The organism is Actinomadura rifamycini DSM 43936 (assembly GCF_000425065.1).
Lineage (GTDB): Bacteria > Actinomycetota > Actinomycetes > Streptosporangiales > Streptosporangiaceae > Spirillospora > Spirillospora rifamycini.
This window is the reverse complement of record NZ_AULB01000014.1, coordinates 144913-158453: the sequence shown is the minus strand read 5'-3', so window position 1 is coordinate 158453 and position 13541 is coordinate 144913. Positions and strand designations below refer to the sequence as shown.

Annotated in this window: 8 protein-coding genes; 6 read left to right on the top strand and 2 right to left on the bottom strand. The window is 74.3% G+C overall.

Features of this window, described 5'->3' with window-relative positions:
* Nucleotides 1–83 precede the first annotated feature (83 nt).
* The 6 genes from H505_RS47660 (at nt 84) to H505_RS0114885 (ending at nt 11725) form a co-directional block, all read left to right on the top strand.
* Nucleotides 84–1718: a serine/threonine-protein kinase gene (locus tag H505_RS47660; RefSeq protein ID WP_245592524.1), complete on the top strand. Its 1635-nt coding sequence runs from the start codon at nt 84–86 to the stop codon at nt 1716–1718.
* Between the two features lie 10 nt (nt 1719–1728).
* Nucleotides 1729–2514 (top strand): AraC family transcriptional regulator, encoded by a 786-nt coding sequence (locus tag H505_RS41905; protein ID WP_034517956.1) that lies wholly within the window; start codon nt 1729–1731, stop codon nt 2512–2514.
* A 13-nt stretch (nt 2515–2527) separates the two neighbouring features.
* A complete protein-coding gene (locus H505_RS0114900; RefSeq protein WP_034518016.1) occupies nt 2528–3262 on the top strand; it encodes an SDR family NAD(P)-dependent oxidoreductase in 735 nt (244 codons plus the stop codon).
* Between the two features lie 165 nt (nt 3263–3427).
* The gene (locus tag H505_RS0114895) at nt 3428–4363 is read left to right on the top strand and encodes a LysR substrate-binding domain-containing protein (RefSeq protein WP_026402647.1); all 936 of its coding nucleotides are present in this window, start codon (nt 3428–3430) and stop codon (nt 4361–4363) included.
* A 171-nt stretch (nt 4364–4534) separates the two neighbouring features.
* Nucleotides 4535–7984: a bifunctional glycosyltransferase/CDP-glycerol:glycerophosphate glycerophosphotransferase gene (locus H505_RS0114890; RefSeq protein ID WP_026402646.1), complete on the top strand. Its 3450-nt coding sequence runs from the start codon at nt 4535–4537 to the stop codon at nt 7982–7984.
* 21 nt (nt 7985–8005) lie between these two features.
* Nucleotides 8006–11725 (top strand): bifunctional glycosyltransferase/CDP-glycerol:glycerophosphate glycerophosphotransferase, encoded by a 3720-nt coding sequence (locus H505_RS0114885; RefSeq protein WP_051300691.1) that lies wholly within the window; start codon nt 8006–8008, stop codon nt 11723–11725.
* Nucleotides 11726–11752: 27 nt separating this feature from the next.
* Here the strand turns inward: H505_RS0114885 and H505_RS0114880 are convergent, their stop codons facing one another.
* Together H505_RS0114880 and H505_RS51635 are read right to left on the bottom strand one after the other, a co-directional pair.
* Complete coding sequence (locus H505_RS0114880; protein WP_026402644.1) at nt 11753–12454, bottom strand: class I SAM-dependent methyltransferase; 702 nt, start codon at nt 12452–12454, stop codon at nt 11753–11755.
* 85 nt (nt 12455–12539) lie between these two features.
* Nucleotides 12540–13538 (bottom strand): SRPBCC family protein, encoded by a 999-nt coding sequence (locus tag H505_RS51635; protein WP_051300690.1) that lies wholly within the window; start codon nt 13536–13538, stop codon nt 12540–12542.
* Nucleotides 13539–13541: the final 3 nt, after the last annotated feature.

Here is a 13541-nt window from a genome sequence, read left to right as displayed (position 1 = left end):
CCGCGAGTCGTACAGACGCGGGCGTTCGCCAGATAGGGGAAAGCCCTTCTCCGGCGTGGGGCGGGCGCACTAGGTTCGTGATCGTGAGCTGGGACGGCGAAGGTGTGCTGGCGGGCCGGTACCGGAGGCTGGACCGCATCGGGCGCGGCGGCATGGGCTCGGTGTGGCGCGCGCACGACACCGACCTCGACCGGGAGGTCGCGGTCAAGGAACTGTGGGTGCCCGAGCAGGTCGGCGAGCAGGAACGGGCCGTCTGGTACGCGCGGATGGAGCGGGAGGCGCGGGCCGCGGCACGGCTGCGGCATCCGGGCATCGTCACGGTCTACGACCGGGTGCGGGGCGACGACGGCCGCCCCTGGATCGTCATGGAGCTGGTGCGGGGCCGGTCGCTCGACCGCGTCCTCGCCGACGACGGCGCCCTGCCCGCGCGGCGCGCCGCCGAGATCGGGCTCGCGATGCTGGACGCCCTGACAGCGGCCCACGCGAAGGGCGTCGTCCACCGCGACGTGAAACCGGCCAACGTGCTGCTGGAGGGCGAGCGCGTCCTGCTCACCGACTTCGGTATCGCGGCGGTCGAGGGCGACGCCACCCTCACCCGCACGGGCGCGATCCTGGGGACGCCCGCGTACATGTCCCCGGAGCAGGTCGAGGGCGGGGACGTCGCCCCCGCGTCGGACCTGTGGTCGCTCGGCGCCACCCTGTACGCGGCCGTGGAGGGCCGCCCGCCGTTCACCGCCCCCACCCACGGCGCCCTGTTCGTCGCCATCGCCACCCGCGCCCCGGACCCGCCCCGCTGCGGCGGCCCCCTCGCGAGGGCGCTGGACGGCCTGCTGAGCAAGAACCCCGCCGACCGGCCGTCCGCGGCCCGAGTCCGCGAGCTGCTCGGCGCTGCGGCCGCCCGCACCGGACGACCGTCCGGTGAGGCCGCGACCCGCGTCGACCCCTCACCCGTTCCACCCGTTGTCGCGCCCCGAACCGTCCCCAGCGGTGCACCTGCGCGGGGCCCGTCCGCAGGAGAGCGGCCGGGCGCCGCACCTCGGGACATCCCCGGCGGTGCCCGTTCTCCGGGCCCGTCCGCAGGGGAGCGGCCGAGCCCCGCGCGAGAGAGCGATCGCGGGCACCCGGTCGCCGTCCGGGGTGCTCTCGTCTGCGTGTGGATCACTGTTGCCCTCAGCCTGCTGATTCCGTGGGAAGCCAAAGACCAGATACAGGGATGGGAGTTGGTGAACCCGCCCGCCCTGCTGCTGATTCTCGTGGTGTCGACTTTCTTGTCGGCCGGACTGTGGACGATGGTCCATCGACCGGGGCGGGTTCTGGGTGTCGTGGCGCTGATCAATGTCGCGCTCGTAGCGAGCATTCTCAAACATCCCTTGTTCCGCGATCTGGTGATGCCCTACCACGGCATGGTGATCAGCTGGCTGACGGGCACCGTCGCGCTCATGTTCGCGTTCGCCGGATTGAACCGTTCGTCATTCGGTGAGGCGGTGGCCGGCGGGCCGAGCCCGCCGTGGATGAGGACCGCCGTGATCGTCGAAGGAATCGTCGCGGTCACGTGGCCGCAGATCTTCTGCTGGTTCATGGAAATCGACGTGTACATGGGCGGGCTTCCGTATCCGGACTGGATTCCCGGGGTCCTTCTCGGGATCGTGTTCCTGGCCTGGATCGCGACCCAGCTGATCCCCCGGGGAGCCTGGATCGGAACCCAACTCGGACGGTAGTCATGGGCCTATGGCAAACGTCCACTCCGTGTTGGCGGACGACACCGGCCCGTGCGAGGTCGTGGTGCGGGCGGCGCACGCCCGGCTGCGCCCGTACGTCGTCGGGTATTCGGGGTTCCGCACGGCCGCGCCGCCGGGGCCGCTGCGGCGGCGGGTGCTGCCGCTCAACCTCGCTGCACTGATCATCGACTTCGACGGCACGTGCTCGGCGGTCACGGGCCCGCGCGGGACGCCGCTGGTGTCGGGCGCGGCGGCGTGGCGGCGCGGGGTGACGGTCGGGCTCACCCCGGCGGGCGTCGCGGCGCTGTGCGACCTCCCGATCCGCGACCTGGTGGGGACGGTCGCCGCGCCCGCCGACGTGTTCGGCCCCCGGGTGTCGCGGCTCGCGGACCGGCTCGCGGAGGCGTCCGGGTGGGACGAGCGGTTCGACGTTCTCGACGAGCGGCTGTCGGCGTGGCTCGCGCCGTCGCGGGCCCGGCCGGACGAGCTCGTCCTGCGGGCGTGGTGGCGGCTGCAGGCGCACGCCGGAACGGTGGGCGGGACGGCGCGCGAGCTGGGCGTCGGCCTCCGGCACCTCCAGGCGGGCTTCCGGCGGCACATCGGGGTGCCGCCGAAGACGGTCGCGCGCATCGGCCGGTTCCAGCGCGCCGTGCAGGTGCTCGGCGACCCGGCGGCCGCGGTCGCGTGCGGGTACGCCGACCAGCCGCACTTCAGCCGGGACGTGCGGGCGATGAGCGGGCTCACGCCGACCGAACTGTTCGCGTTCGTTCAAGACGGGCGGGCGTCCGCGGGCTAGCGTCCGGGCCGTGATGCTCAAGGACAGGACGCTCAAGGACAGGACGGCCCTCGTCACCGGGGGTTCGCGCGGCATCGGCCGGGCCGTCGTCGCGCGCCTCGCGGCGGACGGCGCGCGCGTGGTGTTCGGCTACCGGGAGGACGAGGAGGCCGCGGCGGCGCTCGTCCGGGAGCTCGGCGGGCGGGCCGTCGCGGTGCGCGCCGACCAGGAGGACCCCGGGACGATCGACGCGCTGTTCGAGCCGGTCGGGGAGCGGCTCGACATCCTCGTCAACAACGCGGCGATCAACCCGCACCGGCCGATCGCCGAGACGTCCGGCGCGGATTTCGACCGCGTCATGACGGTGAACGCCAAGTACCCGCTGCTCGCCATGCGGCGCGCCGAACCGCTGATGCCGGACGGGGGCCGGATCGTCAACGTGTCGACGCTCAACACGGTGGTGCCCGCGCCCGGGCACGCCCTGTACTCGGCGAGCAAGGCGGCGCTGGAGCAGCTCACGGCCGTCGCCGCCCGCGAGTTCGGCCCGCGCGGCATCACCGTGAACGCGGTCTCGCCCGGCACGACCGACACCGACCTGTTCCGGGAGACGAACCCGCCCGGCACCGCCGAGCAGGTCGCGGCGTTCACCGCGCTCGGCCGCATCGGACGTCCGGACGACATCGCGAACGTCGTCGCGTTCCTCGCGGGCCCGGACGCCGCCTGGATCACCGGCCAGAACCTGCGCGCGACCGGCGGCCTGCTGGTCTGAAAGGGCGGCCGTGGTCCCCCGATCGACCACGGCCACCATGTCGTTCGATGTCCGGACGGGCCCGCCGGGTTCGCGTCCGCGCGATATTTCTGCGTTCGCGCGGCGGAGTCCCCTGGGACGGGCGGGGCGTGCGGGGCCTGTCAAGGGCTCGGGTAAGTTCATCGCGTGGGGATCGGTCGGCCTACGGTGGCGCAGCTCAGGGCGTTTGTGGCGCTTGCCGAGCATCTGCATTTCCGGGATGCGGCGGCGGCGCTGCGGATGAGCCAGCCCGCGCTGTCGGGGGCGGTGGCCGCGCTGGAGGAGACGCTCGACACCCGGTTGGTGGAGCGGACGACGCGGAAGGTGATGCTGACGCCCGCGGGGGAGCGGGTCGCGCGGCGCGCCGAGTTCGTGCTCGCGGAGCTGGACCGGCTGGTCGAGGACGTCAAGGCGGTGCGGGGGCCGCTGGTCGGGCCGCTGCGGGTCGGGGTCATCCCGACCGTCGCCCCCTACCTGCTGCCCGTGGTGCTGCCTCGGCTGGCGAAGGACTTCCCCGAGCTGGAGCTGTCGGTGCACGAGGAGCAGACCGACCAGATCGTGGCGGAGCTGCTGGCGGGACGGCTCGACGTGGTGGTGATGGCGCTGCCGTCGCCGGTGGCGGGGGTGCGCGAGGTTCCGCTGTACGACGAGGACTTCGTGCTCGTCGCCCCCGTGTCGCAGGACGTCGAAGCGCCGAGCGAGGGCGTCGCGCGGGAGATCCTGGGCGAGCTGGACGTGCTGCTGCTCAACGAGGGGCACTGCCTGCGGGACCAGGCGATGGACGTCTGCCGGGAGGTCGGGGCGCGGGCCGTGGCGGCCACGTACGCGACGAGCCTGGCCACGCTGGTGCAGCTCGTGTCGGGCGGGCTGGGCGTGACGCTGGTGCCGGAGTCGGCGCTGCCGGTGGAGACGCGGCGGGCACCGAACCTGGCGCTGCACCGGTTCCGGGACCCGGCGCCGTTCCGGCGGATCGGGCTGGGGTACCGGGCGACGTCGCCGCGGGCGGCGGAGTTCGAGGCGCTCGCGGAGAGCGTGCGGGCGGCGATCGAGGACGGTACGCCCGGGTTCCGGACGTCCGGCTGATCGCCGGGCGAGGGTCACGGGTTCGCCAAGGACGGGCCAGGTCGGGTCAAGTCTGCGTCAGGTGACGGCCTTGTGATGGCGATGCGTGTTCGGTCCGTCGCGTCCCGTCACCATCCTCGGTGAGGCGAGGTTTCCCGCTGGCTGCCCCGCGCATCCCGACCTGGAGGCCGCATGTCCCCGAAGTTGAGCGTCGTCGTCCCGTTCCACAACACCGAGGAGTACCTGCGGGAGTGCCTGGAGTCGCTGGCCGGGCAGTCGTTCCGCGACCTCGAAGTGATCATGGTGGACGACGGGTCCACCGACAACGGCGCGGTGATCGCCAAGGAGATGTGCGAGCGGGACGGGCGGTTCCGGCTGGTCGCGCGCGAGCAGGAGGGCCCGGGGCCCGCGCGGAACGCGGGCGTCCGGCAGGCGAAGGGGAAGTACCTCGCGTTCGCCGACGCCGACGACGTCGTCGCGCCGGACGCGTACCTGCGGCTGGTCGGGGCGCTGGAGCGGTCGGGGTCGGACCTGGCGTGCGGGAACGTCGAGAGGACGGACGGGGAGCGCACGTGGCGGTCGGTATTGCACGACGGCGTGTTCGCGGAGCGGAAGCTGTCGACGCACGTGTCCGCCCGGCCGCTTCTGATCCGCGACCGGACGCCCTGGAACAAGGTGTACCGGCGCGAGTTCTGGGATGGCGCCGCCCTTGAGTTCCCTGAAGGCTTCTACGAGGATCCGCCTGTGACGGTCCGGGCGCACGCCCTGGCCAAGGCCGTTGACGTTCTCCCGGACACCGTTTACCTGTGGCGCAAGCGGCAGGGCTCCATCACCGAGGACCGCTACGACTGGGACAACATCTCCCAGCGGATGCGGTCCGCGCGGTCGCTGCGGGACGGCCTCGCTTCGTACGCGCCGCAGCTCCTCAACGCCTACGACGAGCACGCGCTGGTCGACGTCGAGTTGCGGGTGCTGTTCGAGGCCCTCCCCAAGACGGACGACGACCGCCGCGCGGAGCTCGTCGAGATGGGCGGCGCGCTGGCCGAGCGGATCGCGCCGAAGGTGCTGAAGCGGCTCCCGGCGATGTCGCGGCTGCAACTGCACCTGCTGGCGCACCGGATGCTGCCGGAGCTGGAGGAGGTGCTGCGCTTCGTCGCGCTCGGCGGGCCGGGGAGCGCGCCGCGGGTGCGGCGGGGGCTGCGGCACCGCTGGTTCGCCGAGTACCCGTTCTTCGAGGACGAGGCGCGGGGCCTGCCCGCGCACCTGTACGACGTCACCGACGAGCTGGCGCCCGTCGCCGCGATCGACCGCGCGACGTGGGTCGACGGGCGGCTCCGGCTGGAGGGGCACGCGTTCATCCGGCACCTGGACTCCTCGACCGTGGAGGGCTCGCGGATCCGGCTGTGGCTGCTCGCCGCGAACCGGCGCGGGCTGCTGAAGGTCCCGGTCCGGCGGGTGCGGCGCCCGGACGTGACGGCGCGGTCGCGGGAGTCGGAGGTGTCCTACGACTGGTCCGGGTTCGTCGCCGAGATCGAGCCGTCCCAGCTGCGGATCTTCGGCCGATGGCGCGACATCGACTGGATCCCGTGCGTGGAGATCGTCAGCCGGGGCGTCCGGCGGCGCCGCACGTTCGCGAACCCGGCGCAGACGCGGCGGCTGTGGCCGGACGACCTGGAGTGCGTGCCCGGCGTGCGGGTGCAGGGCGTCGCGGGCAAGCACCGGTTCGTCGTCCAGGTGCGGCGGACGCCCGCGGCGATCACCGGGTGCCGCGCGGCGGGCGGCGAGCTGGTGCTGGACGGCTGGAGCCACGAGCCGTTCGGCGAGGACGCGCGGGTCACCGCGACCGCGAGGGGCACCCGGGAGACGGTGGCGGGCGTGCTGGACGCCGGGCGGGACGGCCGCGGGTTCCGCGTCCGGCTGCCGATCGGCGAGCTCGCCGGACGCCCGGGGGACTGGGACGTCGCGCTGCCGGGCGGCGCCCGGCCGCACGTCACGCGGCAGGCGGCGGGCGCGGCGTTCGGGGTGCCGGGCGGCGAGCTGGAGATCGCGCGGACGCGGCGGAGCGCGCTGCGGATCGTGGTCCGCGAACCGGTGCCGGTGGTCGAGCGGGTGACCTGGGCGCCCGACGGCGTCGTCACCCTGCACGGCGGCTGCCCGGACCCGGCGGGCCGCGCGGACGCGCTGGTGCTGCGGCGGCGGCGGTCGTGCGAGGAGCACCGGGTGCCGCTGCGCTGGGAGGACGGCCGGTTCACCGCGTCGTTCGCGCCGGCCCGGATGCCGCTGCTGGGGCTGTCGCGCCCGCTGGTCCCGGGGCGCTGGGACGTCCTCGTGGAGGCCGGCGACGGCGAACGGGCCGTGGTCGTCCGCCGGCACGCCCTGCGCGACCTGCCCGACCCGCACGAGACGGGCCTGCACCGGGTGACCGTCCGCGCGGTCAGGACCGACCGGCTGCAGTTCCGCGTGGAGACCGCGCTGGACGAGGACGAGCGCGGCGAGTACGCGCAGCGGCGGTTGCGGTCCGGGCACTACCGCCGCCACCTGAACCTGCCCGCGCGGGAGCTCGCGGTGTTCGACGCCTACCGGGGACGCCAGTACTCCTGCAATCCGCGCGGCATCTACGACGAGCTGCGCCGCAGGGGCACCGACGTCGAGTGCGTCTGGGTGACGGCGAACGGCCAGTTCGGACGGCCCCCGGGTGCGCGCGTCGTCCTGTCCGGGACACGCGAGTACTACGAGGCGCTGGCGCGCGCGCGGTACATCTTCGGGAACTGGTCCCAGCAGCCGTGGTTCGTCAAGCGCGAGGACCAGACGTACGTGCAGTGCTGGCACGGCACGCCGCTGAAAAAACTGGGCTACGACGTCAAGGAGATGCCGTTCAAGCGGACCGAGGGCGTCGACTGGATGGAGCACGACGTCCCGCGCTGGGATCTGCTGCTGTCGCAGAACGAGTTCTCCGTGCCGCTGTTCCGGCGCGCGTTCGGGTACGACGGCGAGGTCCTGGAGAGCGGCTATCCGCGCAACGACATCCTGAGCAGCCCGCACCGGGACGACATCGCGGCGGCCGTCCGGCGCCGGCTCGGCATCCCGAAGGGCAAGCGCGTCGTCCTGTACGCGCCGACCTGGCGGGACGACTTCCACCTCGCCGTCGGCAAGCGCGCGTTCCGCCTGGAGTTCGACGTGGACCGCTTCCGGCGGGCCCTGGGGCGCGACCACGTGCTGCTGCTCCGCACCCACTACCTGGTGACGGACCGCCCGAAGTGGACGCCGGGCGACTGCGTCATCGACGTCTCGGTGTACCCGGACATCTCCGAGCTGTACCTGATCAGCGACGTCCTCGTCACCGACTACTCGTCGTCCATGTTCGACTTCGCCGTCACCGGCCGCCCGATGGCGTTCTTCACCTACGACCTGGAGCGGTACCGCGACCACGTGCGCGGCTTCTACTTCGACTTCGAGGCGGAGGCCCCCGGGCCGCTGCTGCCCACCGCGCAGGACGTCGTGGACGCCCTCGGCGAGCCGGCCGCGCTGGACGCCGGGTACCGGGCCGCCCGCGCCGCGTTCGCCGCCCGGTACTGCCCGCACGACGACGGCCGCGCCGCCTCCCGGGTCCTCGACCGCGTCCTCAGCAAGCCCGCCCACTGAACCACCGACCGGGAGCGATCCGTGTCCCCTGAGACCAACCCCGCAGCCGGCCCGAGCACCGACGCCGCGGCCGCCCCGCAGGACGCCGCGAACGACGCCGCGAACGACGCCGCGAAGGACGTCGCGCAGGACGCCGCGAAGGACGTCGCGAAGGACGTCGCGAAGGACGTCGCGAAGGACGTTGCGAAGACCGCCGGGAAGACCGCCGCGCAGGGCGCCGCGAAGGACGTCGTGCTGAGTGTCGTCGTGCCGTTCAAGGACGTCGGCGGGTACCTCGCCGAGTGCCTGGAGTCGATCGCCGGGCAGACGCTCCGCGACCTGGAGGTCGTCATGGTCGACGACGGGTCGGCGGACGGCGGCGCCGACACCGCCGCGGACTTCGCCGCCCGCGACGACCGGTTCGTCCTCGTGCGGGGTGAGGGCGAGGGCCCGGGGCCCGCGCGCAACCTCGGCGCGGAGCACGCGACCGGACGGTACCTCGCGTTCGTCGACGGGGACGACGCGGTCCCGCCGTACGCGTACGAGCTGCTGGTCGGGTCGCTGGAGTCGACGGGTTCGGACATCGCGGGCGGGAACCTGCAGCGGCTCGACGGCGAGCGCGTCGAGCCGTCCCGCCCGCACGCGGACGTGTACGCGGAGGCGGTCCGGGCGACGCACGTGTCGCGGCGGCCCGAGCTGCTGCGGGACCGGACGATCGGCAACAAGGTGTTCCGGCGGTCGTTCTGGGACGCGAACCGGTTCCGGTTCCCGCCGGGCCTGTTCGAGGACCTGCCGGTCGCGATGGCGACGCAGGCGCTGGCGTCCGCGGTGGACGTCCTCGACGCGACCGTGTACTTCTGGCGGCGCCGCCCCGGCTCGCTCACCGACCGCGCCGCCGACCCGGCGCTGCTCAACGACCGGCACGCGTCCCTCGACATCGTGCAGCGGCTGTTCGCCGAGCACGCGCCCGGCCTGCTGCCCGCGTTCCACGCGCAGATCCTCGACGTCGACATGCACGCGTTCGTCCGGGCCCTGCCCGCCGCGCCGCCCCAGGAGCGGGAGCGGCTCGTCGACCTGGGCGCGCGGCTCGTGGCGGAGGCCGGCCCGGCGGCCGTCGAGGGCCTGGCGGCGATCCGCCGCCTCGAACTGCACCTGCTGCGCGAGCGGATGCCGCGGGAGCTGCTGGAGGTGCTCGCGTTCCAGGAGGGCGGCCTCGCGGACGTCCCGGTGGAGGCGCGCGGCCGGTTCCGGCCCCGCTGGTACGCGCGGTACCCGTTCTTCGGCGACCCGGACCGCGCGATCCCCGACGAGGTGTACGACGTCACCGACGAGGTCGAGCTGCGCGCGGACGTCGACCGGGTCGCGTGGGACGGCGACACACTGATCGTCGGGGGCTGGGCGCACTTCGACCGGCTGGAGGTGTCGGACGTCCGCGACTCCCGCATCCGGGTGTGGATGCGCAACGTGAAGACCGGACGGGAGGTGGGGCTCCCCGTCGAGCGGGTGCGGCGCCCGGAGGCGACCGCGCGGTCCGGGCAGTCGCGGGTGTGCGTCGACTGGGCGGGGTTCGCGGTGCGGATCGAGCCCGAGTACCTGCTGGACGGGGACGAGTGGCGCTCGGGCACCTGGGAGCTGTTCGCGGAGGTCGCGACCGCGGGACGCCGCGCGGTGCAGCGCCTCGACGCGGTGGAGCCGGCGGTGCGGTGGACGGCGGCGCGGCAGGTCGACGAGCTGGTCGCGGTGCAGCCCGCGGGGGACGACGGCGGGTTCGTCGTGCACGTGAAGCGGTCCAAGGCGGTCGTGACCGAGTACCGGCGGTCCGGGGACACGCTGCTGCTCACCGGCTGGACGAAGCGGGCGCTCGGGACGAACGCGTCCGTCGTCGCGTTCCGCCGGCACGGCGGCGCGGAGGTCCGCGGCGAGGTGACGCTGCGCCCGGCGGCCGTCCTGCAGACGGTCGAGGGCACCGGCTTCGGGTTCACCGCGACGCTGCCGCTCGCCGACCTGATGCCCGCCGACGCGCCCGCCCGACCGTACCGGGCGCACCTGCGCGACGTCCTCGACTGGGACGTCCGGCTGACGGGGGAGGGCGGCCCGCTGCGCCTCACCGTCGCGCCCGCCCTCACCGAGGCCAGGTTCCTGTGGCGGGAACGCGAGTACGTCCTCACCCGGACGTCGTTCGGGAACCTGCGGGGCATCGAGCGGACCCCGCGCCCGGTCGTCACGGCGGCCCGCTGGGACGGGTCCGGGCACCTGGCGCTCGCCGGCGAGTTCGCCGACCCGCAGGACCCGCCCGCGCACTTCCTCGTCCGCCGCCCGGAGACCGGGGAGACCCACCGGATCCCGGTGACCTGGGACGGGAGCCGGTTCGTCGCGACGTTCTCGCCCGCCGAGACCGCCGCGTTCGGCCGCGACGTCCCGCTGGCCGCCGGGACGTGGGAGGTGCTCGCGCCGACCCGCGCCGGGGACGTCGCCGTCGTCGCCGAACGCTCCGCCGTCCCGTCCCTGCCCGGCCGGCACGCCGTCGGCGGGCGGGAGTACGAGCTCGGCGTGGAGCAGACGGACGCGCTGCGGCTCCGCACCCGGCCCGCCCTCGCCGACGACGAGCGCGGCGGTTACGCGCAGCGCGTGCTGCGGTCCCGCGACTACCCGGTCTACCTGCGCAGCCCGCTCGCGGACGTCGCCGTGTTCGACGGCTACGCGGGCTCGTCGTACAGCTGCAACCCGCGGGCGATCTTCGAGGAGCTGACGCGGCGTCGGCCGGAGACGGAATGCGTGTGGGTGTCGCGCGACGGCCAGTTCACCGTCGACGGCGAGGCCCGGATCGTCCAGTACGGCAGCCGCGAGCATTACCGGCTCCTCGCGCGCGCACGGTACATCGTCACGAACTACGGCGTGCCCCGCTGGTTCACGAAGCGTCCAGGTCAGACGTACCTGCAGACGTGGCACGGCACCCCGTTCAAGCGCCTCGGGTACGACCTGACGGAGATGCCGTACCAGCGCGCGGAGAAGCACGACTGGATGGAGCACGAGGTCCCGCACTGGGACTTCCTCCTGTCGCCCAGCCCCTACGCCACGCAGATCATGCGGCGGGCGTTCCGGTACGGCGGCGAGATCCTCGAGACCGGGTTCCCGCGCAACGACATCCTCAGCTCACCGGACACCGACGCGCTCGGCACGCACGTCCGCAAAGAACTGGGCATCCCCGAGGGCAAGAAGGTCGTCCTTTACGCCCCCACGTGGCGGGACGACCAGACCTACACGCGCGGCCGCCGCGGCTTCCGCATGGAACTCGACGTCGAGACCATGCGCAAGGTCCTCGGCGACGACCACGTCCTCCTGGTGCGCACGCACCACCTCGTGACCGACCGGCACCTGCCCCCGTCCGACGACTTCGTCATGGACGTCTCCGGCTACCCCGACATCACCGACCTCTACATGGCCGCCGACGTCCTCGTCACCGACTACTCGTCCGCCGCGTTCGACTTCGCCGTCCTCGGCCGACCCATGGTCTTCTACGCCCACGACCTGGAGCGGTACCGCGACCACGTGCGCGGCTTCTACTTCGACCTGGAAGCGGAGGCGCCGGGCCCCGTCGTCGCCCGGACGGTCGACGTCGCCGAGGCCGTCCGCGCGGCCCGCGACAGCGAACCCGACCACGCCGACGCCTACGACCGGTTCTTCGTCACCTACTGCCCGCACGACGACGGCGGCGCCACCGGCCGCGTCCTCGACCGCGTCTTCACCGGCCTGCGGAGCTGACCCCGCGGGCCGCACCGCCCCGGCGGGTCAGCCGGGGCGGCGGGCCCGCGCGAACAGCCACGTCCCCGGCCACGACCGCACCGGCAGCCGCCGCTCCACCGCCGCCGACAGCCGCAGCGCCCCGTTGAGCGCCGGAGGCAGCGGCGCCAGGTCGTCCCGGCGCGACATCCGGTGCCGCAGCAGCCGCGGCACCGGCCGCACCAGCACGCCCCGGCTCCACACCCGCTCCACCACCAGCCCGGCGCCCTCCAGCAGCTCCACCAGCGCGCGCCGCCCGTACCGCCGGACCCGCCCGTCCGCGACGTCCCGCGCCGACCAGAGCGCCATGTCCGCCGCCGCCGACACCAGCGCCGTCCCGCCCGGCCGCAGGACGCGCGCGACCTCGGCCGCCGCCCGCGCGTCGTCCTCGATGAACTCCAGGACGTCCAGGACCAGCGCGAGGTCGAACCCGCCCCCGGGAAGTTGCAGGTAACGCGCGTCCCCCACGTACGCCTCGACGCCCTGCGCGCGCGCCGCCGCGACGGCGTCCGGGCTCAGGTCGACCGCCGTCGCGTACCAGCCGTGCTCGGCGAGCAGCCGCGCCGCCGCGCCCGTCCCGGCGCCGACGTCCACCGCCGCGCCGGGCGCGCTGAACCGCAGCAGCTCACCGGTCAGGACCGTGCGCCGCTCCCGATGCCACCAGTTGCCGTCCGCGAGGTCCGGGACCCGCTGAAGCCCGATCGTGTCCACGGGACCACCCGACGGCATCCCGCCGCCCGCGATCCACCCGCGCCGCCGTTCCCGTACGGATCGTTGGCGCGCTCTTGACCCGCGCTCAGCCCCGGCGGCGCCGCGTGAGGAACCGGAGGAGCAGCAGCACCGCGACGAGCGCGCCCACCGCCGGGACGGCCCGCTTGGCCAGCGACGGCCCGGCGACCTCCAGCAGGTCGATGGCGTCGTCGTCGAACCGGTTCGGCGCCGGCGGCACGGGCCGCCGCGCCGCGTCGTCCGCCCCGGCCGGCACGCCCGTCACCGGCCGCGCGACCTCCGCCCCGGCCACGGCCGGAGCCTCGGCATCGGCGTCGGCCTTGGCGTTGGCGGCGGCCTCGGCCTTGGCGTTGGCGGCGGTCTGGAGGTCTGCGGGCGCTTCGGTGTCGGCGCCCGCCTCGGTCGCCGTCCCGGCGCCGGTGTCGGCGCCTGCCTCGGACGTCGTCCCGGTGTCGGCGTCGGCCTTGGCATTCGCGGCGGCCTGAAGGTCTGCGGGTGCCTCGGTGTCGGTGCTCGCCTCGGTCGTCGTGTCGGTGTCGGCCGTGGCCTTGGCGTCGGCGTCGGCCTTGGCGTTCGCGGCCGCTTGGAGGTCCGCGGGCGCGTCCGGCTCGGCGGGGGCGGTGGGGGACTCGATCTCGGTGGCGAGGTTCTTGGCGAACCGGTTGATGATCTTGGTGCCGACCTCGGCGAGGATGTTGCGGCCGAACTGGGCGGGGCGGCCCGTCACGTTGAGTTCGGTGCGGACGGCGACGTGGGTCGTGCCGTCGGACTCCCGCAGGGTCGCGCGCACGGTGGCGGCGGCCGTCCCGGAGCCGCGCGCCTCCTTCGCGGACGCCTCCAGCGCGACCTCGCGGGACGCCTCGTCCGCCGCGACGATCTTCACCGTGCCGCGGTAGGTGATGGTCATCGCGCCGACGCGCACCTTCATCCGGCCGCGGTACTCGTCGCCGTCGACCGCGTCGAGGGTGGCGCCCGGCATGCACGGGGCGATGCGCTCCACGTCGAGCAGGACCGACCAGGCTTGGTCCACCGGTACCGGCACGCTGAACTCGTGGTCGAGCTCCATAGA